General features: G+C 36.4%; 30 protein-coding genes. 6 read left to right on the top strand and 24 right to left on the bottom strand.

The window, feature by feature from the left end:
* Nucleotides 1-49: 49 nt before the first annotated feature.
* Genes SAUT_RS04685 through pheS form a run of 4 tightly spaced genes read right to left on the bottom strand, consistent with a single transcriptional unit; the run spans nt 50 to nt 5,491 of the window.
* Complete coding sequence (locus SAUT_RS04685; protein WP_013326723.1) at nt 50-880, bottom strand: 4-hydroxy-3-methylbut-2-enyl diphosphate reductase; 831 nt, start codon at nt 878-880, stop codon at nt 50-52.
* On the bottom strand, nt 877-2,157 hold the full coding sequence (gene aroA / locus SAUT_RS04680) for a 3-phosphoshikimate 1-carboxyvinyltransferase (protein ID WP_013326722.1): 1,281 nt from the start codon (nt 2,155-2,157) through the stop codon (nt 877-879). The genes SAUT_RS04685 and aroA overlap by 4 nt, the downstream gene beginning before the upstream one ends.
* Nucleotides 2,154-4,490, bottom strand: coding sequence for a phenylalanine--tRNA ligase subunit beta (pheT, locus tag SAUT_RS04675; RefSeq protein ID WP_013326721.1), 2,337 nt, complete (start codon nt 4,488-4,490; stop codon nt 2,154-2,156). The genes aroA and pheT overlap by 4 nt, the downstream gene beginning before the upstream one ends.
* A complete protein-coding gene (pheS, locus tag SAUT_RS04670; protein WP_013326720.1) occupies nt 4,487-5,491 on the bottom strand; it encodes a phenylalanine--tRNA ligase subunit alpha in 1,005 nt (334 codons plus the stop codon). Before pheS ends, pheT begins: the two co-directional genes overlap by 4 nt.
* Before the next feature lie 98 nt (nt 5,492-5,589).
* On the opposite strand from pheS, the gene SAUT_RS04665 reads away from it, so the two are divergent.
* Nucleotides 5,590-5,946: a histidine triad nucleotide-binding protein gene (locus tag SAUT_RS04665; RefSeq protein ID WP_013326719.1), complete on the top strand. Its 357-nt coding sequence runs from the start codon at nt 5,590-5,592 to the stop codon at nt 5,944-5,946.
* Nucleotides 5,947-5,960: 14 nt separating this feature from the next.
* On the opposite strand, the gene SAUT_RS04660 is transcribed toward SAUT_RS04665, so the two are convergent.
* The 14 genes from SAUT_RS04660 to SAUT_RS11350 all read right to left on the bottom strand — a co-directional run bounded on the left by SAUT_RS04660 (nt 5,961) and on the right by SAUT_RS11350 (nt 18,399).
* Nucleotides 5,961-6,425, bottom strand: a complete 465-nt coding sequence (locus SAUT_RS04660) for an OsmC family protein (RefSeq protein ID WP_013326718.1) — start codon at nt 6,423-6,425, stop codon at nt 5,961-5,963.
* 3 nt (nt 6,426-6,428) lie between these two features.
* A complete protein-coding gene (argH, locus tag SAUT_RS04655) occupies nt 6,429-7,811 on the bottom strand; it encodes an argininosuccinate lyase (RefSeq protein ID WP_013326717.1) in 1,383 nt (460 codons plus the stop codon).
* A 115-nt stretch (nt 7,812-7,926) separates the two neighbouring features.
* Nucleotides 7,927-8,262 carry a hypothetical protein gene (locus tag SAUT_RS04650; protein ID WP_013326716.1) on the bottom strand — a complete coding sequence of 112 codons (336 nt, stop codon included), beginning with the start codon at nt 8,260-8,262 and terminating at the stop codon, nt 7,927-7,929.
* Nucleotides 8,263-8,362: 100 nt separating this feature from the next.
* On the bottom strand, nt 8,363-10,177 hold the full coding sequence (locus SAUT_RS04645) for a menaquinone biosynthesis decarboxylase (protein WP_013326715.1): 1,815 nt from the start codon (nt 10,175-10,177) through the stop codon (nt 8,363-8,365).
* Between the two features lie 2 nt (nt 10,178-10,179).
* The gene (hemC, locus tag SAUT_RS04640; protein ID WP_013326714.1) at nt 10,180-11,139 is read right to left on the bottom strand and encodes a hydroxymethylbilane synthase; all 960 of its coding nucleotides are present in this window, start codon (nt 11,137-11,139) and stop codon (nt 10,180-10,182) included.
* Nucleotides 11,139-11,972 (bottom strand): DsbA family protein, encoded by an 834-nt coding sequence (locus SAUT_RS04635; protein ID WP_013326713.1) that lies wholly within the window; start codon nt 11,970-11,972, stop codon nt 11,139-11,141. Before SAUT_RS04635 ends, hemC begins: the two co-directional genes overlap by 1 nt.
* Nucleotides 11,926-12,357, bottom strand: coding sequence for an FxsA family protein (locus SAUT_RS04630; protein WP_013326712.1), 432 nt, complete (start codon nt 12,355-12,357; stop codon nt 11,926-11,928). Before SAUT_RS04630 ends, SAUT_RS04635 begins: the two co-directional genes overlap by 47 nt.
* Nucleotides 12,358-14,064 carry a proline--tRNA ligase gene (locus SAUT_RS04625; RefSeq protein ID WP_013326711.1) on the bottom strand — a complete coding sequence of 569 codons (1,707 nt, stop codon included), beginning with the start codon at nt 14,062-14,064 and terminating at the stop codon, nt 12,358-12,360.
* A 3-nt stretch (nt 14,065-14,067) separates the two neighbouring features.
* Entirely contained in the window at nt 14,068-15,348 is a 1,281-nt protein-coding gene (gene hemA, locus SAUT_RS04620; protein ID WP_013326710.1) for a glutamyl-tRNA reductase, read from the bottom strand.
* Nucleotides 15,348-16,235, bottom strand: coding sequence for a polyprenyl synthetase family protein (locus tag SAUT_RS04615; RefSeq protein WP_013326709.1), 888 nt, complete (start codon nt 16,233-16,235; stop codon nt 15,348-15,350). The genes hemA and SAUT_RS04615 overlap by 1 nt, the downstream gene beginning before the upstream one ends.
* On the bottom strand, nt 16,236-16,643 hold the full coding sequence (locus SAUT_RS04610; RefSeq protein WP_013326708.1) for a hypothetical protein: 408 nt from the start codon (nt 16,641-16,643) through the stop codon (nt 16,236-16,238). It abuts the gene before it with no gap.
* 27 nt (nt 16,644-16,670) lie between these two features.
* Entirely contained in the window at nt 16,671-16,958 is a 288-nt protein-coding gene (locus SAUT_RS04605; protein WP_013326707.1) for a DUF2018 family protein, read from the bottom strand.
* 45 nt (nt 16,959-17,003) lie between these two features.
* Nucleotides 17,004-17,855, bottom strand: a complete 852-nt coding sequence (argB, locus tag SAUT_RS04600) for an acetylglutamate kinase (protein WP_013326706.1) — start codon at nt 17,853-17,855, stop codon at nt 17,004-17,006.
* 382 nt (nt 17,856-18,237) lie between these two features.
* Entirely contained in the window at nt 18,238-18,399 is a 162-nt protein-coding gene (locus SAUT_RS11350; RefSeq protein WP_169302249.1) for a hypothetical protein, read from the bottom strand.
* Nucleotides 18,400-18,476: 77 nt separating this feature from the next.
* Here SAUT_RS11350 and SAUT_RS11345 point away from each other — a divergent pair, with 77 nt between their 5' ends.
* From SAUT_RS11345 to SAUT_RS04590, 3 genes are read left to right on the top strand one after another with little or no spacing between them, the layout of a single operon-like run.
* Nucleotides 18,477-18,647: a hypothetical protein gene (locus tag SAUT_RS11345; protein WP_013326705.1), complete on the top strand. Its 171-nt coding sequence runs from the start codon at nt 18,477-18,479 to the stop codon at nt 18,645-18,647.
* A gap of 16 nt (nt 18,648-18,663) precedes the next feature.
* Nucleotides 18,664-19,209, top strand: coding sequence for an HdeD family acid-resistance protein (locus tag SAUT_RS04595; RefSeq protein WP_013326704.1), 546 nt, complete (start codon nt 18,664-18,666; stop codon nt 19,207-19,209).
* A complete protein-coding gene (locus SAUT_RS04590) occupies nt 19,210-20,493 on the top strand; it encodes an APC family permease (protein ID WP_013326703.1) in 1,284 nt (427 codons plus the stop codon).
* Here SAUT_RS04590 and SAUT_RS04585 read toward each other — a convergent pair.
* Genes SAUT_RS04585 through SAUT_RS04570 form a run of 4 tightly spaced genes read right to left on the bottom strand, consistent with a single transcriptional unit; the run spans nt 20,474 to nt 24,201 of the window.
* Nucleotides 20,474-21,367: a tetraacyldisaccharide 4'-kinase gene (locus SAUT_RS04585; protein ID WP_013326702.1), complete on the bottom strand. Its 894-nt coding sequence runs from the start codon at nt 21,365-21,367 to the stop codon at nt 20,474-20,476. The genes SAUT_RS04590 and SAUT_RS04585 overlap by 20 nt on opposite strands.
* Nucleotides 21,368-21,371: 4 nt before the next feature.
* On the bottom strand, nt 21,372-22,508 hold the full coding sequence (locus tag SAUT_RS04580; RefSeq protein ID WP_013326701.1) for a DegT/DnrJ/EryC1/StrS family aminotransferase: 1,137 nt from the start codon (nt 22,506-22,508) through the stop codon (nt 21,372-21,374).
* A gap of 16 nt (nt 22,509-22,524) precedes the next feature.
* Nucleotides 22,525-23,331, bottom strand: a complete 807-nt coding sequence (locus SAUT_RS04575) for an NAD+ synthase (protein WP_013326700.1) — start codon at nt 23,329-23,331, stop codon at nt 22,525-22,527.
* 45 nt (nt 23,332-23,376) lie between these two features.
* A complete protein-coding gene (locus tag SAUT_RS04570; protein ID WP_013326699.1) occupies nt 23,377-24,201 on the bottom strand; it encodes a ferritin-like domain-containing protein in 825 nt (274 codons plus the stop codon).
* A 40-nt stretch (nt 24,202-24,241) separates the two neighbouring features.
* Between SAUT_RS04570 and SAUT_RS04565 the strand changes: the two genes are divergently transcribed.
* Complete coding sequence (locus tag SAUT_RS04565; RefSeq protein WP_013326698.1) at nt 24,242-24,835, top strand: MBL fold metallo-hydrolase; 594 nt, start codon at nt 24,242-24,244, stop codon at nt 24,833-24,835.
* Between the two features lie 11 nt (nt 24,836-24,846).
* The gene (locus SAUT_RS04560) at nt 24,847-25,446 is read left to right on the top strand and encodes a class I SAM-dependent DNA methyltransferase (protein WP_013326697.1); all 600 of its coding nucleotides are present in this window, start codon (nt 24,847-24,849) and stop codon (nt 25,444-25,446) included.
* On the opposite strand, the gene SAUT_RS04555 is transcribed toward SAUT_RS04560, so the two are convergent.
* Nucleotides 25,443-25,952, bottom strand: coding sequence for a PaaI family thioesterase (locus tag SAUT_RS04555; protein WP_013326696.1), 510 nt, complete (start codon nt 25,950-25,952; stop codon nt 25,443-25,445). The genes SAUT_RS04560 and SAUT_RS04555 overlap by 4 nt on opposite strands.
* Nucleotides 25,952-26,845 carry a tRNA 5-methoxyuridine(34)/uridine 5-oxyacetic acid(34) synthase CmoB gene (gene cmoB, locus SAUT_RS04550; protein WP_013326695.1) on the bottom strand — a complete coding sequence of 298 codons (894 nt, stop codon included), beginning with the start codon at nt 26,843-26,845 and terminating at the stop codon, nt 25,952-25,954. Before cmoB ends, SAUT_RS04555 begins: the two co-directional genes overlap by 1 nt.
* Nucleotides 26,846-26,852 lie beyond the last annotated feature (7 nt).

Raw genomic sequence — 26,852 nt, 5'->3', positions numbered from 1 at the left:
GCCTATCCTCTGTTACATAAAAATTGTCGTGATTATAACTAAATTATGATTAATTTATACTTTTTTCAATTGAATTGATGACATTTTGTATTATCCAGTCCGGAGTAGAGGCACCCGCAGTAACACCACAGTGCTTTTTATCTCTAAACCACTCACTCTCTAACTCATTTTCATCTTCTATATGATGACTATTTGGACAGTTTTCTTTTGCGATACTAAATAACTGCTTTGTATTTGACGAGTTTTTACCGCCTATGACTATTATAATGTCTGCTTTTTTTGAGAGTTTGCGTACAGCATCCTGGTTTTCAAAGGTTGCATTACAGATAGTATTAAACACCCTTACCTCTTTATGGCGGGGAATCAAATAATTAGCTATTTGCATATACTCTTCTACTTTTCTCGTCGTTTGTGCAATAAGTGCTATGCGTTCATGCAGTTTTACATTTTCAAGTTCTTCTACAGATGTGACAACTCTCGCACCATACGTTGCATAAGATTTTACACCTTTAATTTCAGGGTGTGCTTCATCACCGAAGATAACGACATCGTAGCCTTCTTCACTCATTTCTTGTGCAATCTCTTGAGGTTTTGTTACAAACGGACAGGTTGCATCTACAACTTCAACGCCGCTTTGTTCTAAATCTTCAAGTTCTTCTTTTACAATTCCATGTGTTCTGACAATAGCTTTGTCCCCCGGTTGAAACGCTTTAAAATCCTCAATAAGGCTGACTTTAAAATCATTATCAAGTCTTGCTATCTCTTTAGAGTTATGAATCAGAGGGCCGTAAGTAGCCGCATTTGTATTCTCTTCTGCAATTTTAATCGCACGTTTTACACCAAAACAAAATCCGTAATTTTCAGCTAATTCTATCTTCATGAAAATTCCACCTGTGTAATCTTTTGTAAAAGTTCAAAGAAATTCGGAAAAGATGTATTAATACATTCCAAATCTGTCACTTCCATTCCGCATTTTAGTCCGGCGATAATAAAACTCATAGCAATTCTATGATCACCGTCACTGTCAACCTGAGCTTTTTGCAACTTAGAGCCGATAATTTTATAACCGTCTTCATATTCATCAACTTCTATATTGCAGGCTCTAAGTCCCTCTACAACAGTAGAAATTCTGTCAGACTCTTTAACCCGTAACTCCTCTGCATTTTTAACAAGACTCTCACCGTTGGCACATGCCATTGCAATGGAGAGTGCCGGCAGTTCATCGATGAGCCATGAGATATTCTCTTCTATAACAATTCCATGTAGAGGCGCATATTTTACATGTATATTGCCGACCGGCTCATATTTGTCATCACGCAGTTCATAAGAGATGTCTGCACCCATACGTTCTAAGGCTTTAAAAGCTTCAATACGTGTAGGATTAAGTGTCACACCTTCTAAGGTTACATGTGAATCAGGCATTATAGCTGCCGCAACAGCAAAGAAAAAAGCAGACGAAGGGTCAGCGGGAACTCTGATTTTTAAAGGAGAGAGTAAATTTTTTAACGGCGTAACAGTCGTTTTCAACCCCTCTACTTTTATATCTGCTCCCATACCTTTGAGCATTCTCTCCGTATGATCGCGTGAGAGTTCCGGTTCTATATATGTACAAACACCGTCTGCTCGCAAAGCTGCTAAAATCATCGCACTTTTAACCTGTGCAGAGGCAATTTTACTCTCATAATCAAAAGCTTTGAGTGAAGCACCGCGAATACTAAGCGGTGCTAAATCACCATTTTTCCTTCCGTCAAGCTTCGCACCGATACTTATAAGCGGTGCTGTTACACGCTTCATTGGGCGGCGGCGGAGGTATTTATCTCCGGTTAGAACAAAATGACCTTCAGCAGAACTCAGCAGTCCGCAAAAAAGGCGCATACCCGTTCCCGAATTTCCGCAGTCGAGTATTTCAAACGGCTCTTGTATACCACTTGAAGATATTTTAATTATTTTACCGTCGTCTTCAACTTTTGCGCCAAGATTTTTTACTATTTCCAAAGAGTTGATCGTATCTTCAGCCCGTAAAAAATTTTCTATCTCATTTACTCCATTACTCAGCATTGCAAACATAACGCTGCGGTGTGAAATCGATTTATCAGGTGCAATTTCTGAGATATTCAAAGAAAAATTCTGTGCAGGTAAGACAACTACTTTACTCATCGCAGACCAATTCCCAATTCACTATTTAATGCATTTAATATAGAATTCATTGCAGATGTAATGTCTTCTTCTTCCAATGTTTTTTCATCAGACTGCAGCACAAAACGCAAAGAAAGACTCATATTTTCACCCAATGATTCATCGCTGTATCTATCAACCGGATAAAAACGCACGACCTCTTTGAGAGCATGTGCATTTATAACATCTTTAACTTTCTCATAACTCATATCTTTTGGCATTATTATGCTTAAATCTCTAAAAGATGCTTGATATTTAGATTTTTGTTGCGCAGTTTTCAGTCCATAAGGTATTTTTGCAAAATCAAGTTCACACATAAAAGTTGTATCTAAATCATAAGCTTTTTCAACCTCAGGATGGACTCTGAAAAGTTCGCCTACGGCTTCACCCTTTAAGAACACCTGCGCTGACTGATATGTATGTGAAAGTTTATGCTTTGTTTCATACTCGCTTAGTTCAACATCACCTATAATATCAGCTATTTTTTGTGTAAAGAAAGCAAAATCTACTTTTTGCGGTTTTCCGCTGTTTGCAAGACTTTCGTTCTCTTTATCACCGCTAAAAATAAATGATATTTTATATGATTCTTCTCTTAAAGGTGTAAAAACAGAACCTATTTCAAAAAGTTTTACTGATGCATATCCGTTTTTTACATTTGCGGATGCTGCTTTTAATAAGCCTGTCAAAAGTGTCGGTCTGAGCGTATCTAAAGTCTGTACAATAGGATTTAAAAGTTCCAGCTCTTTTTTTGTCGTTTCAAAACCATAAGACTCTAAAACTTTTTTCTCATCAAAAACAAAATGAACAGATTCAAAAAAGCCGCTTTGCGCACATCTATGTCTAAAAAGGGAACGCTTTTTATACTCAAAATAATTATCTTCAAGCCTATTTGCTTCTTGGAGAGCAAAAGGTTTTGACGGAATATTGTCAATGCCTACCATACGTACAATTTCTTCTACAATATCCTGCTTATTGACTATATCATGGCGAAACTGCGGCACAGACACAACAAATTTATCAACAGATGATTTTGAAACATCAAAACCAAGATTTTTAAGAATTTTTGTAATAACAACTTTATCTATATCGGCACCGATAATTGCATCAATTTCCTGTTTTGTCACAATAACTATTTTTTCTTTAAAAGAATTAGAAAGCTCTATACTTCCGCTAAATGTTGATGATACAGAATTTGCTTCTATTAAGTCAATACAGTAAGAAAGTCCGCCGGTCAGTTCCGGTTCACTTCCTCTTGATGTTTTATAAAACATCGGACCAGATTCTATTTTACTTTGGGACATTTTTTTGGAGATAATATCCGGCGGAATATAACTTGCTTCTAAAAGAACAACACCCTCATTTTTCGTCACTTTAGACTCATCTTTTTGAATAATTCCGACTATAGAAGCAATTTTTCCGTCTTGTGTTTTAATACAAGCATAATTATTCTTATCTTCACCAAGAATAACTTTTGCCATAGGTTCATCATCATTAGTAAAAAATTCATGCTTATACGCTCGTAGTATTACACCTGTAGAGTGTGTTACATACAGTGTTATTGCTTCTACATCGCATTTTCTTGTATCTTCAATCTGACCAAGGCGCAGTTTGACAATAAATGGCAGTGTCAACTCTTTTAAATCAATAGCTTTATAGCGTAAATTTACATCTAAATCTTTTTCATGCGACAAATATAAAATACGTCCGATACCTCTTTTTTCATCATTATCTGTTTTTTCATACTCTTTGATAGGTCTGTCAAATGCAGCACTTAAATCTCGTGCAACACCACGAATACTCAAACAGTCTCCACGGTTTGCAGTGAGTTCTATTTCAATTAAATCATCATTAAAAAGAGGATTCTCGTTTACTTCTTGACCGAGCACAAATTTCCCAATGCTCTCATCGAGTTCCATGATTCCTTTGCCCAAATCAGGCAGACCAATTTCAGACGCTGAACATATCATACCCTCTGAATCAACACCGCGCAGTTTTACCGGTTTTATAGCAAGACCTGATGGCATTATGGCACCTACAGTTGCCACAACTACATAAAGACCTGCTCTTACATTTGATGCACCGCATACAATTTGGCGTACACATGAACCGATATCTACTTTACAAATATTTAATTTATCTGCATCGGGATGTTTTTCACACTCTAAAACTTTTCCGAAAACTATTTTTGCAGGCACTTGATACTCGTGAATTCTGTCAACCTCAAGACCAATAGAGTTAAAAGTCTTAGCTAATTCCTGTGTTGAAATCCCTTCAAGATCAATCCACTCATTTAACCAACTCTTAGTAACTATCATTGAAACTGCTCCAGTAACTTAATATCTCCCTCGAAAAGTGAGCGAAGGTCACCTATTTGATGAATCAGCATCGCAAAACGCTCAACACCTAAACCAAAAGCATACCCGCTGACATTTTTGTAATTGACCGCTTCAAAAACATTTGAATCGACAATACCGCAGCCAAGTACTTCAAGCCAGCCTGTATGAGAACATACACGGCACCCTTCACCTTTACAAAAAACACAAGAGATATCTACCTCTGCAGAAGGTTCCGTAAACGGGAAAAATGACGGGCGAAAACGTACATCCACATCACTGAACATATACTTTAGAAAATCTTCTAAAATAAATTTGAGATTGGCAAAAGAGACCTTGCCTTCTTCATCAACAAGCAAACCCTCAATCTGATGAAACATCGGAGTATGCGTTAAATCATAATCACGGCGGAAGACTGCTCCCGGTGCTATCATACGGATAGGTGGTTTTGATTCGAGCATAGTTCTGATTTGCACAGGCGACGTGTGTGTACGTAAAAGCATCTCATCTTTAAAATAAAAAGTGTCCTGCATATCACGTGCCGGATGGTACTTAGGCAGATTAAGTGCTTCAAAGTTATGAAAATCATCTTCTACAATCTGACCGGTCTTTACAGCAAAATTCATAGATGAAAAATATTCTACAATTCTATCCATTGTCTCCATAACAGGATGCAGGGCACCTGCTGAAGATTTTGTACTAAACATAGAAACATCTATAGCCTCTTCTTTCATAGCACGCTGTAATTCTTGCGTCTGAAGTGCAATCTTTTTTGCACTAAATTCATTCATAAGCGCACTTTTATGCTTATTTAAATCTTTTGCTATTTGAGCTTTCTGCTCATTAGGAGCATCTTTCATCTTAGCAAATTCGGCAGCAAGAACACCTTTTTTACCAAATACTGCAATGCGAATTTCTTCTAAACTTTCAACATCTTTTGCATCGTTTATTTTATCATACCACTCTTTCAATAGAGTCTCCATAATTATTAATTTAGCACCGATTATACTCAAAAATTTGTTATAAATAGCTTCATTTGAATATTTATATGCTACAATAGTCAAAAATTAAGGAATAAAGTATGTGTCTGTTTTGTAAAATTGTAAATAAAGAAATACCCGCAAATGTCGTTTTGGAAAATGAGAATTTTTTAGCTTTTCACGACATCAATCCAAAGGCCCCTGTACATATTTTAGCTATTCCGAAGTTACATGTAGACAGCTTTAATGAAGTCACGGGTGAAACGATGGCAGGAATGACAGAGTTTATTCAAGGATTAGTAAAAGAAATTAAAATTGATGCAAGCGGATACAGAGTTATTTGTAATGTAGGAGAAGACGGAGGACAAGAGGTAAAACATTTACATTGTCATATTTTAGGAGGAGCAAAACTCAAATGGGAACATTTTAGTGATGCAGACCCAAAGGACTTTTTATAGCTAGAGATTTTTCTCTAGCTAGGACAGGACTCTATTTCACCCATATCTATTTTACTTCCACCACCGCTAATCATTTTTTCATTTTCACGAATTAAGTTGCCGTTATGTGTGATAGAGTAAGAGATTTCCGTAGTATCTCTTATGGTATTGATAGTTGAGCAATATGTCTCAAGCGATGCCATAACCCATCTAGCAGCTGTTACATCATCAGCATCAGAATTAAAACTGTATGTTAAATGTAATTTAGTGATTTTTCTAGGATGATCTTCGGCACGCTCGGCATCACCGTCTACAACCAAATTTGTAACAGTTTTTCCTTGATTTTTCGGTATTAAAATCAAGTCAGTTGCACTGCAGGCAATAACGCCTGATAAAAAATACTCAACAGGTGAGATAACAGGACAGTCTATAATAAAACTACTTTTTGCGGTTTTAGCCTCAAACTTCATGCCTTCTTGATGGGATACACTTACTTTCATTGCTTATTTCTCCTCTAAATATTTTTTAAAATAATCTAACTGCTCTTTTGTTCTTTGTGTTGCCGTACCGCCTTGGGATTGTCGTGCATTCATTGAATTTTCCAATACAAGACAATCAAGTACATCTTCAGAAATTCTCTCATCAATTTCTTTCAAATATTTCAATTCAATTTCACTTAAATCAATGCCTAACTCTTCACTTTTTGCAACCGCTTTTCCTGTAATGAAATGTGCTTCACGAAATGGAATATTGCATTTTTCAACCAGATAATCAGCCAGGTCCGTTGCGGAGAGGTGTCCGACTTTACAAGCCAAATTCATATTTTGTGGTTTAACCTGCATCGTTTTTATAGCTTCTTTTAAAATCTCCAAAGAAATTTCAGCAGTCTCAACTGAATCAAATACACCCTCTTTGTCTTCTTGAGTATCTTTGTTATATGCAAGCGGCAGACCTTTCATAACGGTTAAAAGACCAATAAGTGCACCGTAAACACGCCCAGTTTTTCCACGAAGCAATTCAGGAACATCAGGGTTTTTCTTTTGCGGCATAATCGAGCTTCCTGTTGAATACTCATCACTCAGCTCTACAAATCCAAATTCATATGATGACCAAAGTACCAGTTCTTCACTTAAACGGGAAATATGCATCATCATTGTTGAAATATTAAATAAAATTTCAAGTGCAAAATCTCTGTCACTTACCGTATCTAAACAATTTACACTTACACTGTCAAATCCAAGAAACCCTGCACTATATTCTCTATCAATATTATGCGGTGTTCCTGCAAGAGCCGCACAGCCAAGCGGTGATATATTATTTCTTTTGTACGAGCTTTCAAATCTCTCAATGTCACGCTTAAACATTGAGAGGTATGCTCCAAGATGAAAACCAAAGTTAATTGGTTGTGCATGCTGCAAGTGTGTCATACCCGGCAAAAGCGTATCTGTATGCTTATCTGCGACAATAACAATCTCTTGCATTAAAAGTTTAAGAAGTTCTGCAATTTCAAGATTTTTTCGCAGTACATAACGACGAAAATCAACAGCTACCTGATCATTTCTGCTTCTTGCCGTATGGAGTTTTTTACCGGTGTCGCCTATAATTTGCGTTAAACGTTTTTCAATGCCCATGTGCAAATCTTCATCAGAAATTTTCCATTCAAACTCACCGGATTCTATCTCTTTTTTCACCTGAGCAAGACCATCTTGAATCTGCTTAAACTCATCTTGCGTTAATATGCCCTGTTTTGCAAGCATTTGCGCATGTGCCAATGAACCTTCAATATCTTCACGATATAACTTTCTGTCATACATAATTGAGGCATTAAATTGATCTAATAGATTTGAAGCAGATGCTGAAAAACGGCCTGACCACATTTTTTCCATAATTTTTCCTTAGTTTATAAATAGTATTAAAAAGTTTGATATTTTATCTAAAAAGAAGCATTTTACAAAGAGAGAAAAATAAAATAAAGCAAATATGCTTTATTTTACAGAGTGCTTAGTTGCAGGCAGGAACGTTTCCACTGTCTTTTGCATATTCAACTAAAAACTGTTTGAGATGTTTTGATTTTTTAGCATATTTTTTACTTTTAAAATATTTCCATGATTTTTTTGCTTTTTGACTTTTAAGATGGATTGCCGCTAAAGGCTTCCCCTTCTTTCTCATAAGTTTTTTCCATTTTTTCATTTTATATTTTGCAATAAAACTTTGTCCCGACTTATGGCATTTTAAACATTTTTTTATAAAGATTCGCTGCCCTTTATAAATAGCAGCATCTGATGAGGAGAGTGTAAATATGGCTAAAGAGAGTACAATCAATAAAAGTTTATTCATATATTAATCCTGAAATTTAATTTGTTAGACTGATATTACATTAGAAGTTATTATAGATTCCTTACACTGCTTGATTTTGACACAAAAAGAATATAAAAAGTTATAATTGAAACTTATTATAAAATTTTTCGTCTAATCCCCAAAGTCCTTTTTCTTTCAGACTCTTAACAATGCTTTGCGTGCACTCGACATCATCAGGCCATTCCCTTGTAAAGTTATCCAAAGAGTTTTTATTTGTACCGTCTAAACCTACCATTAAGCCTGATTTATATACATCACGAAGTGCATCCATATTATTTGTTACACGCCAAATCAACATATAAGAGTTATATATATCGTTTTTCTGGGCATCGACAAAAACAACGATTCTCATATGTGTACTCAGCACTAATAAATCATCAAAATATTCTTTTACATTTCTAGTTTTATTCACACTGATGACAGTTATAGGATTATTTGTTCGTCGCATAAACTGATGCAAATCAACAACATCAGGAATTAATTCTTTTACTCTGCTGAGGAGTTGTGCATCGCCTAAAAGCTGAGGACCTTCAACACTGTTTGCTGCTGTTGCGTCTATACCGAGCTTCCCGCCTACAAGTGTTTCGGGAGATGAGTGATCAAGCGCATCTAAAATACCCTCTGTGATAAACATAGATTTTGGTGTAAATCTATTTAACACATATGTAGCAAAAGCTTCATAATTTTCCAGTTTCGGAGCTTTTTCATCAACAAAAACAGCATGTTTTACAAAACTCATTTGTCCTGCACCCCAAAATGCATGCATAAACTGTTTGGCATGTCCCTTATACAAAGGCTGCATTTTTGCCAAAATTAAATTATGAAAGCCTGCATTTTCTGGCATATGATAATCTAGCAGATCCGGCGCAGTTGTCTTTAAAAGCGGAAAAAATATTTTTCCGGTCGCCCAGCCCATATATTTGTCTTCCAACGGCGGTTTACCGACAACCGTTGCCAAAAATGTTCGTTTTCTTTGCATTGTTATAGCAGAGACTTCCATTACAGGATATGGTTCTTCTAAGGTATAGTAGCCGGTATGGTCACCAAAAGGACCTTCGACTTTTAAGTCATCAGGATCAACCCAGCCTTCTATGACATAATCAACATCTTTTGGAATATATAAAGGTGTTGTTAAAGATTTTACAAGCTGTGCAGGTTTTTTTGTAATGAGTCCGTACATTAAAAGTTCATTGACACCATAAGGCAGCGGAGCCGTTGCACACCAGGTATAGAGCGGATTACCGCCGATGGCAATACTTACAGGCATTTTCTTTCCTGCTTTTTGATACTGGTCAAAAAAGTGTGAAGAGTCCTTATGTATCTGCCAGTGCATACCCAAATGATTTTTATCATAGACCTGCAGTCTGTACATACCAAGATTTACCATCGCACCGTCAAGACTCTGTGTATACACCTGCCCCATAGTGATAAAAGGTCCGCCGTCTTGTTCCCACGTTGTTAAAACAGGCATCTTGTAGAGGTCAATTTCATCTTCAAGATATTTTATCTGCTGGCATTCACCCTCGCCTTTAAGACGTTTTGGAAAAATATTTTTGAGTGAAAAAAGTTCACTTGCCATAGATATTTTCTCTTTCAAACCTGCAGGCGGCTTCATATGAAGCAGTTTGGTTATTTCATCAGCGACTGACTCAATTGTTCGTCCAAAGAGAAGTTCACAGCGCTTATAAGAGCCGAATACATTCATCAGCACCGGTTCTTCAAACTTTTTACCGCTTTTTTTATCAACAACATTGGTAAAAAGCAATGCTTTGCCGCCATCTTCTTTTTTTACTTCAGCATATGCCAAATGTGGAATTTCAAGATAAATATCGAGTTCAGTGTCAATTACTGTGAGTTCATCATTTTTTTTTAAAAGTTTTATAGTTTTATGCATTTTTATAATCTTTGTGGCATTTCATCTTTAAATGCAATTTTTTCTGCATTTTTTAAGAGTTTTAAAGCCCCGTTATTTATCATTTTCTGAGCAAGTTCTTTGCCTAAATTTTCACTCTCATTTTTTGATTTTACAACTTTTTTCTGCATAATATTTGTTCCGTCAGGAAAACCTATCATCGTTCTAAAAACAACATTATCACCGTCAATAACAGCATTACAAGCAACCGGCGCAGAACATCCCGCTCCGATTTTAGATATAAAATCTCTCTCAATCTGTGTACATGTAAAGGTATCTTCATCATTAAGACTTTTTGCAATTTCTCTCACCTTTTCATTGTCGCTTATAATTTCTATCCCAAGAGCAGCCTGTCCCATAGGCGGTATCATCATATCAAGTGAGAGTTTTTGCGTATAAGGAATGTCTTTAAGCAGGTCAAGTCTGTTCAGTCCTATCCATGCCAAAATAATAGCATCGTACTGACCCTCTTTGAGCTTTCTTAATCGTGTATTTACATTTCCTCGTAAATCTTTTACTTTTAAATCAGGACGTTTTTGCAAAAGCTGCATTCTGCGTCTGAGACTTGTTGTTCCCACTACTGCACCTTTTGGCAAATCATCAAGTGTTGCATAGGTGTGCGATAAAAAAACATCGCTTTGGTCTTGTCTTTGCGTTACAGCAACAAGTTCCAAACCATCTGGTATATATGTCGGAACATCCTTTAAACTGTGTACCGCAAGTTCGGCATTCCCTGCAAGCATCTCATCTTCAAGTTCTTTTGTAAAATGTCCTTTTCCGCCTATTAAAGCCAAAGGTTTATCTAAAACTTTATCACCGTTACTCACTATTTTATTAAGTACAACTTCTATTTCAGGGTAATTTACTTCAACCCTTTCTTTGATATGATATGCCTGCCAGAGTGCCAAGTCTGAAACACGTGTTGCTATTGTTAATTTTTTCATTACTTCACTTTCAAGTATTTTTTCTTGGTGTTGTCTACTGATCCATCTAAGTAAACTGTCGGAGTTCCTCCGACCATAAGGTCATTAGCCACCAATTTGTCATGGTTTAACTGCTTTATTACTGCAGGAGTGTTGATATCTTTAAGTGTAATGTGTGTCCCTTCAGCTTTATTAAACGCATCAAGTATTTTTTGTGCGTTTTTTTCTCTTGGGTTAATTTTCACATTATAAAGTTTTAATATTACATCCTTTGTACCTTTGTGTTCAGCAGCAACCGCAGCTTTAACCAAAGTTACAGAAGCAGGATGAATACGTGCCAGTGGAAAATGATAATAATAAATTGCAAATTTTTGAGGCTCTTTTTTCATATTTTTAATGGCACCAGGCACAAAACCTTTACAAAAAGGACATAGCGGGTCTGAAAATATCACTACTTTATGTCTTGCATCTGTACTGCCGTAAATGAGATGGTTTTTGGCATAATGTTCAGGCTTAACTTTCGGTTTGACACGTTCAACCAGACTCTCGCCTGTATTGATATCTGTCAAATCTTTTGTAATCATCTCACCGTTTGAGAACCAAATCATTTTTTGCTTTATAAGCTGTTTGGGTTTGTTTTTCAACACAGCTTGAACATCTATAATATAGGCATTCCATTTAGGCAGCTGCTTCAAAGCTCTAACTTCTTCTACCTGTACATCAGCTGATTTTAATTTAGGATTTTCACTAAATTTATCTTCTAAAAAATCTTCGATTTTTTCACTTGCTGTGCTGGCATAAACAAAACTACTTAAGAGTAGTGTCATGCTCAATAATTTCAACATCAATGACATCTGAATCCTTTTTAATATTATTTTGTTCTTCAAAAGAACTGTTACATTTTCCTGATTTTACATTATAACGGTTAACAATCATACTCGTAAAAACACTAAACTGCATTAAAACACCCAATATATCCGTTAAAAATCCGGGAATAATAAGTAAAATAGCCCCGATAAGAGTAAAAAGGTTCAATTTTTGAAACTGTTCCAAATCAATGCAGTTATATGAAACAGCCGTCATATTTTCAATCAAATTTTTCCTGAAATTCACCAATATTGACAACCCTATAAATGCAGTAAAAAGTATTTCAAAAAATGTAGCAAGTCCACCTATGGCAGAGGAGATTTGTACCGATATAAGGACTTCTAAAAAAAGATATACCAAAAAATAAATCATCTAAACTAATTCCATAATTTTATTAAAAATTTCTTCACTTTTTATATCTGTTTTTTCTTTTGTTACTCGCTCGAAAATCTGCATATGACCGTTTACAAGTTCTTTTCCAATGACAATCGTATATGGAAACCCGATAAGCTCCGCATCTTTCATTTTAAAACCGAAACGCTCTTTTCTGTCATCAAGCATCACTTCCACATCTGCATCCTGGAGTTGTTTATAAAGTTTTTCTCCTGCTTGAACCTGTGCTTCATCTTTGATGTTGCTTATCATAATATTTACCATATACGGCGCAGTTGCTTTTGTCCAAATACAGCCGTTGTCGTCATGGTGCTGTTCAATCACAGCCGCAACCATTCTTGAAACACCCATGCCATATGTTCCCATAATAAAAGGCTGTGCTTTGCCGTTTTCATCTAAAAATTCAGCTTTTAATGCCTCAGAATAAGTCGTTCCAAGCTTAAAAATATGCCCGACTTCAATGCCTTTTGTAAATGAAAGCGTACCTTCCTCACAATGAGGACAAATATCACCCTCATTTACCTCTGCTATATCTTCAAAATAGGCTACATCACTCAGGACTGATAAATCAACGCCTATATAATGATAACCTGCCTCATTCGCCCCGCAAATCATATCTTTGGCATCTTTTAAATCACTGTCTATCACATGCTTTGCCTTGTCTTGATCAAGCGGTCCTATAAAACCTGGCACAAGTCCGATTTCTTTAAGCTCTTCTTCTGTAACATCTACTATGTCAAGCGCTTCTGTCGCATTCACAGCTTTTACTTCTTGAAGATTATCGCACCCGCGTACAAAGAAAAGAACGATTTCACTTTCATCTTCATAAATAACTCTTTTTGCAATACATTTAATAGTGTAGTAAGGGTCTATTTTAAAGAATTCTGCAAGTTCATCTATGGTTTTTACATCAGGTGTTTTAAATTTATTGAATGTTACTTCAGGAGCCTCAGGAATATGTGAACGTTTGCTTCTTGAAGCCGCTTCTATATTTGCACCGTATTCGCACTTTGAGCAGACGGCAATTGTATCTTCACCACTGTCTGCCAATACCATCAGTTCTTTAGAACCGCTGCCGCCGATAGCACCGCTGTCAGCCTCTACAATTCTAAAATCAAGACCCAAGCGCGTCAATATTTTTTTATACGCTTCTTCAACCGTGTCAAATTCTCTGTCTAAATCTTCTGTCGTCGCATGAAAAGAGTAGCCGTCTTTCATAATAAATTCACGACCACGCATCAATCCAAAACGAGGACGGGCTTCATCACGAAATTTTGTCTTAATCTGATAAAGATTCAATGGCAGGTTTTTATATGAAGTCACACGGTTTCGGACTACATCAACCATCATCTCTTCATGCGTAGGACCAAGTACAAATAAGTTGTTTTTTCTGTCGTGAAAACGAAGCAGCTCTTTGCCGAACTTTTCTATTCTTCCGCTTTCCTGCCATAATTCAGCCGGTGTTACAAAAGAGAGTTCGACTTCCTGCGCGCCGATTTTTGTCATCTCTTCATTGATGATGTTTTCTATTTTTTTAATAACTCTTTTTGCAAGAGGCAGATAATTATATAAACCGGCGGCAACCTGTGTTATAAATCCTGCGCGTGATAAAAATATATGACTTGGAAGTGTAGCATCGGAAGGTGCTTCTTTTGTTGTCGGTATGAAAGCTTTACTTCTTCTCAAATTTTAATCCTTTTTCAAATGGTGTTTGTATTGGTCGGGAATGTTGTCATGTTCATCATTGAGAATATACTGCATAGCTCCCGTTACTGTGTCACTTTTGGCTTCATGCGAAGCCTTACGCATTTTTTTCGTCATATCATGCAAAAATCTTTTTATTGCCTGATGTGCCATTTTTTGCGCTTCTTGTTCATACTCTTTTGGAATAAAGCCTTTTTTTATGGCCCTTTGCGTCTCTTCTTTAACGGAGATATCTGCTTTTTTATAGATCTCTTTTATAATCGGTTCCACATTAAGTGCATCCAGCCATTCAAAAAATTCTACGACACCTCGTCCGACTATTCCATGCGCCTGTCGTACATACTGTTCACGTTCTGATTTGTTTGCATCGACTATAGTTTTTATATCATCCACAACAAAAAGATAAATATCTTCTCTGCCGTCTAAATCAATATCTCTTGGAATAGCCAAATCAAACCAAAATCTCTCAAACTCCACATCTTCTATTAAATCATTTGTAATAATCGGATATGCTGCACTCGTAGCGGTAAATATAATATCAAACTCATTGACCGCTTGATCTAAATTTCCAAACTCATACACTTCGGCACGACACTCTTTTGCCAAGGTCTCAGCCTTTTGTTTTGTTCTGTTTGTAATGTATGTTTTTACACCGTCAGAGATGAGATGTTTTGCACATATCTCACTCATTTCACCCACACCGATAACAAGTGCTTTTTTCTCTTCTAAATTTTGTATCTTTTCTTTAATCTGTTTAATCGCCACAGAGGCCACAGAAACCGGTTTTGAAGAGATATCTGTAAGATTTCTTACTTTTGCAGCACATTTAAATGCATGAGAGAGTGCTCTGGACATTTTTTTTGCCGAGTAACCTCTGTCATATGAAAATTTAAAAGCATCTTTTAGCTGTCCTGCAATTTGTGTCTCACCGACTACCATAGAGTCTATAGAGCTCGCAACCGCAAAAAGATGATGAATAGCACTACTGTCATCCACTATTTCAGCCGTTTCATATAAGAATTCTTCACTCAAGCCGGCTTTAAATGTCAAAAGCTTAATAATATGCTTTGTCGCTTCTTCAATATCGCTGCAGCAGACATACAATTCCATTCTGTTACATGTAGCGAGCATCATGGCTTCACTTACATTAGGCGAGCGCAAAAGTCTTTGCAGACATGCCTCTTTTTCTTCATCTGTATAAGTGAATTTTTCTCTGATTGTAATATCACTGTTTTTATGTGAAAGGCTAACGGTTAAATAATGCATTAATAACTTCTTTTTATCATAGTATCTAAAATATTGACTAAATCTTCATCTTCACTCATAGCCTGTTTTGCTTCATCCGAGAGCTGCTTTGCAAGTTTGAAAGATTTTTCTATTGTTTTATGCTCTTGCATTTTTTCCTGCATCCAAAGCAGTTCCTCCGGTGCAGGCTTCTTGGCATGAAGTGCAACAAGCTTTTCTCTCTCTATATCATCCAATTTTTCATAAAGATAAATATACGGCAGCGTACATTTCCCCTCAACATAATCATTCATTGCAGGTTTACCAAGTGTAGCTTCATCTGCCGTAATATCAAGAATATCATCAATAATTTGAAAAGAGAGTCCAAGGTTTCTGCCGTAAAGTGCATGCTTATCAGCATCTTTACCCGCCAAAAGCGCACTGGCTTTTGCAGCAGCTTCTATAAGTGTTGCCGTTTTAAGATAAAGCATATCAAGATAACGCTCTTCATCAGCATTAAAATTTTGTGCCATTTCTACATCCATCATCTCGCCTTTTGAAAGTGCTGTAACTGATGATGCGATTGTTTGTGCTACTTTTTTGTCAAAGGCAACCAGTTCCGTGAATGCTTTGGAGTATAAAATATCACCGAGCATTACAGCTGTTTTACTGCCGTCTGTTGCGTTGACAGAGGCTTCACCGCGTCTCGTCATTGCATCATCAATGACATCATCATGCAAAAGTGAAGCCGCATGAATAAGCTCAACAATAGCAGCCAGCAAAGGTGCATCTTTATGCTCTGGGGCAATTTTAAGAATAAGTTTTGCCCGAAGTCTTTTACCGCCTTGCAGTGTTGCAAATAGACGAGTTACCTCATCATAATCACACTCGTCAATCAGTCTTTTTATTTGTGCTTCTACTCTTTGCATTTATCTCGTCTTTTGTTTATTTTTCAATATTTCTAAACTTATTTGGTCTTTATCATCAGATAAATAAAGCTCAAACCTTGCAATATTTTTTTTTGCATCAAACTCTTTAAATTTAACCAGTATATAAGGTACATTATAAAAATCTGCGCCGCGGGTTTTTAATTCAACCCGAAAACTTTGATTTTTATGATTTAAGTACAGTATATTTTGCGCCACCGTTTTATCATATGAGCGTAAAATTACAAGTCCGTCATTGATGTACAAAGTCCATCTAAATTTAAAGAGTCTTGTTTTGTTGTCGTATTTTACAAGAATTTTCTTTTGCTCATCCTTTTTGAGTGAAATTTCTTTCACATCTTGTAAATCATTTGCAAAAAGAGCAGCGTTAAAAAGTAATAATACTGTCAAAAAAACCTGTAAAATACTTTGCAACAATTATTCGCTTTGAGAAAGGATACTGCCCATAATTTCAACAAAAATACTTTTTGTTTTTGTATTGACATCATCAAGATGACTATTTTTGTATCTTGCAATTGCATCATCGACATCTTCACCCAACTGCTCTTCAAGCATCAGCTCCATTGTAGCGGCTTTTTCTATAAAGTTTTCTAACTCCTGTCTCACAATATCGTTGTTTGCATTAAAAACCACATCCATAAATTTTGATCTTGGAGAACCTCCAAAGATATCTTCTTCATCTTCAAACAGTGCGCTGTAACTCATATTTTTCTTTCCTTTATTTTAAAATTTACGCGATTATAACAAAGCTTACTTAACTATTTGTGTGCCTACACCCTCTGATGTAAAAAGTTCAAGTAACATTGAGTGTTCAAGTCTGCCGTCAATGATATGCGCCTTTTGCACCCCGCCGTCAATCGCCTCTAAACAGGCATCAACCTTAGGCACCATGCCGCCATGAATCGTTCCATTGTCTTTAAGTAGTTTTACCTCATCTTTTGTAAGGGTTGAGAGCAGTTGTTTTTCATTGTTAAGCACGCCTTCTGTGTCTGTCAAAAAGATTATTTTATTAGCCCCTATTGCTTTTGCAACGTATGATGCACATAAATCTGCATTAATGTTATAGCCCGGATGTCCCATCTCCTCACCGGCTGCAATCGGTGCGATAACCGGCACAAAATTCTCTTTGATTAAGTTAGAGATAACTTCTGCTTTTACATTGGTTATATTTCCCGTCAATCCCCATTTAGAAAAATCTTTGGCACGGGCACTGATAAAATGAGCATCTTTCCCGCTGATACCTATTGCTTTGGCTCCGTGAGAATTCAGCAGTGAAACTATCTCTTTATTTATCTCACCGCTAAGTATCATCTCAACGATTCGCATGGTCTCTTTTGTAGTGACACGCTGCCCGTCTATAAACTGTGTATCAATTTTAAGCGCATCCAGCATATCGGTAATCTTTTTCCCGCCGCCATGTACGATTACAGGTTTGATACCCACAAGATACATAAGTAAAATATCTTCGGCAAACTTCTCTTTAAGCTGTGGAGAGGTTTGTGCGGAACCGCCATATTTTATAACGACTATCTCTTTTCTAAACTCCCGTATAAACGGCAGCGCGTCAAGAAGTGTTTTTACTGTTTCGATTTTTGCCTGCAATATAATTTCCTTAGTGCAATAATAATGCTGCAATTTTATCCAAGATTAGATTATTTAAAGATTATTTGCTAAGTTTTTTTCTGTAGTCTGGGCTAAATTGCTTTGAAGCCTAGAAAACAAGGTTAAAACCTTGCTTCCGCAAAGTAAAATACAAACTAATTAAGATACAATTTCATATGGATATTTATAACTTTTTATACGAACACTTTTCTTATGCAGAAAATATACTAAGAAACTATGAAACCAAAATAAAGAGTATAGAAAATGGTTTCAAAAATATGGCAGCTGGATTATTATATTTGAACGTTTTATATATGGTACGCACATTCCGGCACTTTTAGTTCTTGGCAGTTCAGGATACAGCTTTATAAAATTTCTTATTTTAGATACTCTCGGAGTAGTACTTTGGGCGGTAACTTTTACCACACTCGGATTTTATTTTGGACAAAATGCCATTGATGTTTTGGTATTTATACAGCATCATCTTTCTGTTGTCATTTTTTTGTTTTTCTTCTTTTTCATCATCTATCAATATAAAAAACAATAAATGTTACTTTTGTGGTATTACGTTTACAGCATTAATGTTACAATCTGTCTGAAAAAGAATATAAAGGATTTCTTATGGAAGACAAAGAGGTCATAATAAAAGGTTTAGATATACCCTTTTTAGATTTAGTTGTATTTTTAGTAAAATTGGCATTGGCATCTATTCCTGCTATTTTCATACTTTCTGTAGTCATTTGGGCTATCAGCGCACTGTTTGGAGCTGTCATGTTCCCACCAGTTTTATAATTACTAGGAGAAAGATATGTGGAACTATCCTATAAATGAAAATCTGTTTGACAAATTTAGTAAATATTCAAAAATTACGGGTGTAATTTTTATTATTTTAGGTGTAATTGGTATTATTTACCCTGTCTTTATGACACTTGCAACGGTAACTTTTGTTGCATGGCTGATGATATTTGGCGGTTTTATGGCCGGGTATTTTACCTATTTGAGTGACAAAAGAGATTATTTGGGCTGGCTAAAGAGTTTTATACTTATAGGCATCGGACTGCTTATGATATTTTATCCTATGACGGGTATCGGTACGGTAGGTCTGCTTTTGGCAATTTACTTTTTTATGGATTCATTTGCAAGTTTTTCTATTGCTATGACCATGCGCCCGGCAAAAGGTTGGGGCTGGTGGCTGATTAATGCAATATTTTCAATGCTTATCGGTATTTTATTCATCGTCGGCTGGCCGTTTACATCGACATATCTTATAGGACTGCTAGTCGGTTTCAGTCTGTTCTTTGACGGGTTTGCTCTTATTGTAACAGGCTCTATTTTTAAAAAGATGACAAAATAGATGAAGAATAAAGCATTTGGACTCTGGAGTGCTGTCTTCTTAGGCATCGGCTCTATGGTTGGAGCCGGTATTTTTGTTCTGCTCGGTGAAGCGGGTGCGATTGCAGGTAATTTAGTGTGGATATCTTTTATACTCGGCGGCATAATAGCACTGCTCAGCGGATATTCTCTTGCCAAACTGGCTTCGGCATACCCAAGTCGCGGAGGGATTGTAGAATATCTTGTGCAATGTTATGGAGAAGGAGTTTTTTCCGGATCTGTAGCTGTTCTTTTTTATCTCTCTGCCATTGTAGCTATTGCTATGGTTACAAAAACATTCGGTACCTATGCTTCTATGATGATGACCTCTCCCAGTACGGATTATGCAAATATCTTTGCCATAGGAATTCTACTTACTTTTGTAGCAATTAATCTCGCAGGAAGTACACTCATAGCAAAAAGTGAAAATACAATTGTTATAATAAAACTCTCAATCATTATATTATTTACCGTTGTAGTCTCGTTTTATATCCATCCATCTTATTTATCTATTAAAGATGCACCGCCTGTTTTAAATATATTTTCGTCTATTGCTTTGACATTTTTTGCTTATGAAGGCTTTCGTGTCATAACCAATACGGCAGAAGATATGCCAGACCCTTCAAAACTTATGATGAAATCTATGACGGTTGCCATTCTTTTAGTTATGGCTCTTTATATAACTGTAACATTTGCCGTATTTGGAAACTTGACTCTGCCTGAGATAATCAAAGCGCAGGATTATGCCCTTGCCGAAGCCGCAAAACCTGTTTTTGGGCAGATTGGCTTTACTATCATGGCAATAGCAGCACTTATTTCTACTTCATCATCAATTAATGCAAATCTTTACGCAGTTACCAATGTAACCTATGATATGGCAAAAAACGGGGATCTTCCCGAGGTGTATGAAAGAAATGTTTACAATTCGACAGAAGGGCTCATTATTAGTGCTGTCTTTTTGATATTTCTCATACTGTTTTTTGATTTACAAGAAATTGCGGCAATCGGGTCTATTTCAATGCTGTTTATTCATGCGCTTGTGCATATTGGCCATCTGCTTAAAAGAAAACATACCGGTGCTTCAACTGTTCTACTGCTTTTAGCGATTGTAACTATGTTTATAGCCATAATTTTGGCACTGCAATATACATCCAAACATATTCCGAATGTTGGGTATTACATTGCTATAGGATTTGTATTGGCATTTCTCATAGAAATCGGTTTAAGAATTCTTACAAAAAGAATAATTAAAAAACAAACTTTTTAACTACATCCTCTTTCACTTTTACTTCCAAATCCAGAAGTGAAAGCGGCAGTCCGAAGGTTTCCATCTTTACGTAATCTTTAAATGTTACCAACAAAGATGTTGCCTTATCTTTTTGCAAAATTGCTTCAAGTTCTTCTTTTGTAAAATTGTGATGGTCTTCAAAATAGTGTTTTGCTATCACGGGAGGCAGGTACTCATCGAGTCTTTGGGGTCTGGCTATAGCGGTAACAAGACTCATTTTTTGTGTAGGGTTTTGTACATGTACCTCACGTGTAAAGTCTATGCCTTCTTGGACAATAAGAGCTTCTTTACTCTGCCATAATCTTTCACGATACGGACCCGAGGGCAGACAAAAGTTGTTTTGTGTCTCTACATGTATAAGAATATCTTTCTTTTTAATATTATGCTTGGAGTAGGCATCATCTAAAAAAATAACTTCACAGCCCAGCTCCTTTGCCTTATGTATCGCCGTTTTTCTATTTTCACTGACTATAACCACTGCATGTGAAAGTTTTTTAGCATATATCATCGCTTCATCACCGCTTTTGTCTACATCGCAAAGTATGCCGTTTTCATCTTTGACAACAATCATTCCGCTTGATTTACGGCCGTACCCGCGAAGAATCACTGCCGGTTTCGCATATTTTTGCGCCAAAGCCGTCACTAGCGGTGTTTTTCCACTGCCGCCGACAGTCAAATTTCCGACACTGATAATATTTATGTCGAAATCTTCAGCTCTTTTCAATCGAAAACGCAGGTACATAATAAAACAATAAAGCCAACTAAGTGGGAGCAGTAAGTATGAAAGAAGTTTTTGCAAAAGGTTTGGGTTGTAAAAATATTTTTCAACCCAAAAAACAAGTGCTTTTTTCAAAGAATTAAACTCTTGTTTTTGCTATTTTTTTGATTTTGCTTATAACGCTTTTCACGTCTTCATCACTCATACTTGCATAAATAGGCAGTGAAAGCACCTGTTGAAATGAGCGCAATGCTACAGGAAAATCATTCACACGAAGCGAATATTTACTTTTATAGTATGTTAAAAGGTGCAGTGGAATATAATGCAGACCTGTACCGATGCCCTCTTCTTTAAGTGCTACGGCGAAAGAGTCACGGTTTTTGTCTATTTTTACAATATACAAAGAAAAAGGATTCTCTTTATTGCTCATATCAGGCGTAGTAACATGTTCAATACCATTAAGTGCCCCAGTATACATTTTTGCAATCTCTTTTTGTCTTGCTATATTGGCATCCTGCTCTTTTACCTGTGCACGAATATATGCAGCATTTAAATGACTCAGTGAGTAGTCATTTCCTATATCTATAACATCATAAATATATTCTAATGCATCTTCATCACGTACCATCGCATGATTTGCCAGCAGTCTTGCTCTTTGCATTATATCTTCATCATTGCTTACAAGCATTCCACCATTACAAATGTTTTTCTTCAGGTGTGGAGAAAAATTAAAACAAACTATATCCGCACCTGTTGCACCTATTTTTTGTCCCTTGTATGTAGCACCTAGCGCATCACTTGCATCTTCAACGATTTTCACGCCATAAATAGAAGCCATTGAATAAACTCTGTCCAAATCAACAGTAACACCGCCAAGATGAGTAATAATGACAGCTTTAAGTTTTTTTGATTTGTTGTCTTCTAAATAATTTTCTAATTTATCAAGATTAATATTATATGAATCTTCTGCTATATCTATAAACACAGGTTCTGCATCAAAATGACGAACAACCTCAGGCACGCTTGGGTGCGAATTTACACTGCAAATAACTTTATCTCCGCGTTTTAAATCAAGAGCAAGCATGGCAAGATGAAGCGCTGATGTGCCATGAGAAGTAGCAAGTGCATATTCAGAGCCGACATACTCACAAAATTCTTCTTCAAGTTTTTCAACCTGATGTATATCTTCTCCATCAAGTGCATCACTCACATTTGAATGTGCATCTCTTGAACTTTCGTATTTATTAAATGGTATATTTAATTCTTCATTTTTCATTTCTTACTCCTTAATCTTATAGTGTAATATCACGAGGATAATTAAAGTCATGATTCAATGTTCTTGATGTCAACTTTGCAATTACTGGCATTTTTCTTTTAAATTGATTTCTAAAAATTCTTTTTATTATCATGTCCAACATCTTCTCATCGACACCTTTTGCTATAACTTCTTCACGTGAAAGTCTCTCATCCACATAAAGTTTCATAGCTTCATCAAGCTGAGAATACGTGTAACCTAAATCGGCTTCATCACTTTGACCGCTCCATAAATCAGCCGAAGGCGGTTTTTCAATAATACTTTTACTTACTTCCAAATAGCGTGCTAATTCAAAAACTTCGCTTTTATATAAATCGCCTATGGGATTTATTGCTGATGCCAAATCTCCATACAGTGTTCCATATCCAAGCATTAACTCACTTTTATTGCTTGTTCCTAAGACCAAAGCATTTTCTCTTGCTGAAATATCAAACAGCGTTGCCATTCGCATACGGGCAGAAAAATTTCCTTTTCGCAAATTATCCAAATCAGGGTTCATCTCTTCATACGCTCGAAGCATCGACTCAACTGAACAAGTAATTGCTTTGAGTCCAAAGTCTCTGCAGAGTTCATCTGCATCATCTAGGGAACTTTGCGATGAATATTGTGAAGGCATCTTAACACACAACAAATCATCTCCAAAAGCTTTGTGAGCTAAAACAGCAACCACAGCAGAGTCAAGTCCGCCACTTAAACCGAGCACAACTTTTGTAATCCCTGTTTTTTTGACTTCATTATCCAAAAAAAGCGTCAGGTAATCGGTAATCTGTGAATATTTGCTCATTGTGTCTCTTTAACCTTTAGAAATTATTAACAAAACAGATTATATCTAATTTTCCCTGCAAAGCTCTTTTTTAGCCATAAAATTCAACTCTTTACAAGAAAACCCAGCCTCTTTTCTTGCCTGCAGGTTTAAATTTTTAGGGCGCAAAAATCCTTGCGGATAATATTTATCTATTATATCAAAATATATATCATTTGTCACACCCTCGCATTGACATGCATAAGAGAACCAAGCATCACCTTTTTTTACATGTGAAACTTCTTCTTGCAGTATTACATGTAAGGTATTTGTGATTTTCTCAAGCATTTTATTTTTTGGCATTCTTTGTATTTTTTGCAGTATCATCGGTGTAGCATCCAAGCCGTTTGCTTCAAGATAGCGCGGTACCACTGCCATTCGCTCAATCAAGGTCTGTGTTCTTTGGCTTGCTTCAAATAGGGCATTGTGCACTTCCGCATCCCCGTACTCGGCACCAAGTTCATTTAAAAGTTTTTCAAGCAGTAAAAAGTGGCGTATTTCATCATCTGCAACTTCGAGCCAGTCATCATAATAGCTTTTTGGTAAATCGGCAAACCTATATGCCCCGTCAAGTGCTAAATCTATGGCACTGTACTCTATATGGGCAATGGCATGCAGCAGATTTATCTGTCCCTCTTTTGTGGTTAAGTTGCTTCTTTTTGGCACATCATGAGGCGGTACTATGTTACATGTAACACTGTATGAGGGCTCTAAAAACTCTTTTGCTTTATAGTTTTTTTCAAATTTTACATTACCGGCTTTATATTGTGTATAAAAATCATTAAATTTACTGATTTTTTCTTTGGGCGATTTTATTTGTAAAATTAACTCTAATTCTTTATAAAAATTCATACCGATATAATGGTATAATTATGCTAAAAAAGAGATTATGATGCAGATAAAAAAGCAGCCTATGGGACCGTACCAGACCAATTGCTACATTGCCACCATTGATGGCAAAGATTTCATTATAGACCCCGGTGTCGGTGCAACAAAGTGGGTTTTGGACAATGTCACTAACCCTGTGGCAATTTTAAATACACACGGGCACTTTGACCACGTCTGGAGCAATGCCGAACTGCAAGAAAAACTGGGCATTAAACTCTACACGCCAAAAGATGATGTTTTTCTGCTTCAAAGTAGTGAATGGATGCCTGATCTGCCGCCTTCTATACCTGATGTGGCAGTTGAGGGCGATGAAGAGATTGATTTTGACGGTGTCAAGGTTAAATTTACCCATTTTCCGGGACACAGTAGAGGATGTTCTACAATTGAGATAGGCAATGCAATGTTCAGCGGTGATTTTATTTTTAACCGCAGTATCGGAAGAACAGATTTTCCATACTCCAGCCCGCAAGATATGAAAAAATCTTTACAAAAATTTAAACAAATTCCTTATAATAAAACTGTCTATCCGGGTCATGGTGAAAACACAACAATACAACAAGAACAGCAGTATGCAGATTACTGGATAAATCAACTATAAAGGCAAAACAGATGCAAGACCACTTCAAAGATAAAGCACAAAACTGGGACAGCGGTGACATACGCGTCAATGGAGCAAAAATAATTGCAGATGCCATAGAAAAAGAAATACAGCTGAGTAAAGATATGGAAATTTTAGATTTTGGTGTCGGTACAGGATTGCTAGGCTTCAGTGTTGCACCAAAAGTCAAACAGGTTTACGGTATTGATACCTCTGCAAAAATGCTGGAAAAACTTGAAGAAAAAAATACGCCCGAGTTACAAATAAAAGCTTATCATCAAGATATTATAAAAGAGCCTCTTCAACAGCAATTTGACGGGCTTATCAGCTCTATGACACTGCATCATGTAGAAGATTTAGATGCTTTTTTCAAAACTATTTATAACAATATTAAAACAAACGGATTTATAGCCATCGCTGATTTAGAGAGTGAAGACGGAAGCTTTCATTCAGACAACACGGGCGTTCACCATTTTGGGTTTGATGCACAAACTCTATGTGAAATCGTACAAAAGCATGGATTTGATGATATAAAAATACAAAATATAAACACTATCAACAAACCTCGTAAAGATTTTGGAGTATTTTTACTCACTGCTAAAAAATGCTAAGACTTCTGTCTTTGCGAATTTTGGGTTCCGCTCATTTTCTCTTCATCTTCTAGTAGTTTTAACTTAAGAATATGCTTTTCGGTTATAACAGTTTTAAATTCTCCTTCAAAAACTTTTATGTCAAGGACAAAGGCCTGTACATGTACATTTCTTTTTCGTCCTTCTTTGTGCCGGAGGCGGGCTACTACATCGACAACATCATGCAGCTTGACAGGGGAGAGAAACTGGCAGTCACTTGCAACCAACACCACATTGCGCTCATTAACCGCAAGCATAGCCGCATAATCGGCAGCACCGAAAATAAAGCCGCCATGAATCAGTCCGACATCATCGGCAAGCATATCAGGAATAGTTGTGAGGCTGAGTTCAACATAGCCCTCTTCCATCTTTACAATTTCACCGCAAAGATTTTGGTTTATTCTTTCATGCGTTTTAATCATCACCTGATTTTCAGGATTTTGATACTCATCAAGTTCTAAGTCATCTTCAGCTTGTTCATTTTCCATTATTTTTTATCCTTTATCAATCTTACATACACTCTTTGGGGTGCCGGGTAACCTTCCACTGTTTTACTGCTGTCCTCAGGGTCTAAAAAATCTTCTAATGACTGTCCCTCTATCCACTCCGTTTTACGTTGTTCTCCGGCATCAGTTACAGAAGTATGTAACACTTCAAAGTCATTAAATCCTGCTCGCAGACACCAATTTTTCAATGCTTTTATCGTCGGTACAAAATAAATATTGGGTATTTTAGAATACGAAAATTTCGGACATAATGCCGTTTCTTCCTCCCCGTCTATATAAAAGGTATCTAAAATAACTTCGCCTTTTTTATCCAGCCCTTTATATAATGACTTCAGCATTGCAACAGGATCGCTTCTATGATACAAAACACCTAAACAAAAGATGGTATCAAACTTCTCTTCATAAAACTCAAGATGTTCAACACCTAAGAGCTCATACACAATATCACTTTTGACAAAATGATTTATAAAATCAAACTGCGTTTTATACAGCGGTGACGGGTCAAAACCTACCAACGATTTCGGCTCATCTTCCTGCATACGAAACATATAGTAGCCGTTATTACACCCTATATCGGCAACTCTTTTATCTTTTAAATCAAAATAGGGTCTAAGCAGATTATATTTTACATAACTTTTCCACTCACTGTCTATAAATGTCTTCCCAATTTCAAAAGGCCCTTTACGCCATGGCATAAGCATTCTTGCTGTTTCATAAATCTTTTTTTCATCGAAATCGCCAGATATTTTTACAACATCGCCAAGAGTAACATTACATGTAACATCTTCAAGACTTTGTATTGCTTCTCTGAGCGGTGCTATATTTTTCCATGTCATCCACTTTTGTCGTTCTTTTCTTAATTCTTCTAAGTTCATTTTATGC

Origin of the sequence: Sulfurimonas autotrophica DSM 16294 (assembly GCF_000147355.1) — a bacterium.
Taxonomy (GTDB): Bacteria; Campylobacterota; Campylobacteria; order Campylobacterales; family Sulfurimonadaceae; genus Sulfurimonas; species Sulfurimonas autotrophica.
This window is presented reverse-complemented; position numbering and strand designations above follow the sequence as displayed.

What these genes read in the sequence shown, in the direction of transcription:
- argH (WP_013326717.1), bottom strand. Translation starts at nt 7,811, where the DNA reads ATGGAAAAAATGTGGTCAGGCCGTTTTTCAGCATCTGCTTCAAATCTA.
- cmoB (WP_013326695.1), bottom strand. Translation starts at nt 26,845, where the DNA reads ATGAACTTAGAAGAATTAAGAAAAGAACGACAAAAGTGGATGACATGG.
- SAUT_RS04630 (WP_013326712.1), bottom strand. Translation starts at nt 12,357, where the DNA reads ATGATTTATTTTTTGGTATATCTTTTTTTAGAAGTCCTTATATCGGTA.
- SAUT_RS04635 (WP_013326713.1), bottom strand. Translation starts at nt 11,972, where the DNA reads ATGTCATTGATGTTGAAATTATTGAGCATGACACTACTCTTAAGTAGT.
- hemA (WP_013326710.1), bottom strand. Translation starts at nt 15,348, where the DNA reads ATGCATTATTTAACCGTTAGCCTTTCACATAAAAACAGTGATATTACA.
- SAUT_RS04660 (WP_013326718.1), bottom strand. Translation starts at nt 6,425, where the DNA reads ATGAAAGTAAGTGTATCCCATCAAGAAGGCATGAAGTTTGAGGCTAAA.
- SAUT_RS04565 (WP_013326698.1), top strand. Translation starts at nt 24,242, where the DNA reads ATGCAGATAAAAAAGCAGCCTATGGGACCGTACCAGACCAATTGCTAC.
- SAUT_RS04570 (WP_013326699.1), bottom strand. Translation starts at nt 24,201, where the DNA reads ATGAATTTTTATAAAGAATTAGAGTTAATTTTACAAATAAAATCGCCC.
- SAUT_RS04665 (WP_013326719.1), top strand. Translation starts at nt 5,590, where the DNA reads ATGTGTCTGTTTTGTAAAATTGTAAATAAAGAAATACCCGCAAATGTC.
- SAUT_RS04645 (WP_013326715.1), bottom strand. Translation starts at nt 10,177, where the DNA reads ATGCATAAAACTATAAAACTTTTAAAAAAAAATGATGAACTCACAGTA.
- SAUT_RS04575 (WP_013326700.1), bottom strand. Translation starts at nt 23,331, where the DNA reads ATGAGCAAATATTCACAGATTACCGATTACCTGACGCTTTTTTTGGAT.
- SAUT_RS04560 (WP_013326697.1), top strand. Translation starts at nt 24,847, where the DNA reads ATGCAAGACCACTTCAAAGATAAAGCACAAAACTGGGACAGCGGTGAC.
- SAUT_RS04590 (WP_013326703.1), top strand. Translation starts at nt 19,210, where the DNA reads ATGAAGAATAAAGCATTTGGACTCTGGAGTGCTGTCTTCTTAGGCATC.
- hemC (WP_013326714.1), bottom strand. Translation starts at nt 11,139, where the DNA reads ATGAAAAAATTAACAATAGCAACACGTGTTTCAGACTTGGCACTCTGG.
- SAUT_RS04650 (WP_013326716.1), bottom strand. Translation starts at nt 8,262, where the DNA reads ATGAATAAACTTTTATTGATTGTACTCTCTTTAGCCATATTTACACTC.
- pheS (WP_013326720.1), bottom strand. Translation starts at nt 5,491, where the DNA reads ATGGAGACTCTATTGAAAGAGTGGTATGATAAAATAAACGATGCAAAA.
- pheT (WP_013326721.1), bottom strand. Translation starts at nt 4,490, where the DNA reads ATGATAGTTACTAAGAGTTGGTTAAATGAGTGGATTGATCTTGAAGGG.
- SAUT_RS11345 (WP_013326705.1), top strand. Translation starts at nt 18,477, where the DNA reads ATGGAAGACAAAGAGGTCATAATAAAAGGTTTAGATATACCCTTTTTA.
- aroA (WP_013326722.1), bottom strand. Translation starts at nt 2,157, where the DNA reads ATGAGTAAAGTAGTTGTCTTACCTGCACAGAATTTTTCTTTGAATATC.
- SAUT_RS04595 (WP_013326704.1), top strand. Translation starts at nt 18,664, where the DNA reads ATGTGGAACTATCCTATAAATGAAAATCTGTTTGACAAATTTAGTAAA.
- SAUT_RS04605 (WP_013326707.1), bottom strand. Translation starts at nt 16,958, where the DNA reads ATGAGTTACAGCGCACTGTTTGAAGATGAAGAAGATATCTTTGGAGGT.
- SAUT_RS04685 (WP_013326723.1), bottom strand. Translation starts at nt 880, where the DNA reads ATGAAGATAGAATTAGCTGAAAATTACGGATTTTGTTTTGGTGTAAAA.
- SAUT_RS04555 (WP_013326696.1), bottom strand. Translation starts at nt 25,952, where the DNA reads ATGGAAAATGAACAAGCTGAAGATGACTTAGAACTTGATGAGTATCAA.
- SAUT_RS04615 (WP_013326709.1), bottom strand. Translation starts at nt 16,235, where the DNA reads ATGCAAAGAGTAGAAGCACAAATAAAAAGACTGATTGACGAGTGTGAT.
- SAUT_RS04580 (WP_013326701.1), bottom strand. Translation starts at nt 22,508, where the DNA reads ATGAAAAATGAAGAATTAAATATACCATTTAATAAATACGAAAGTTCA.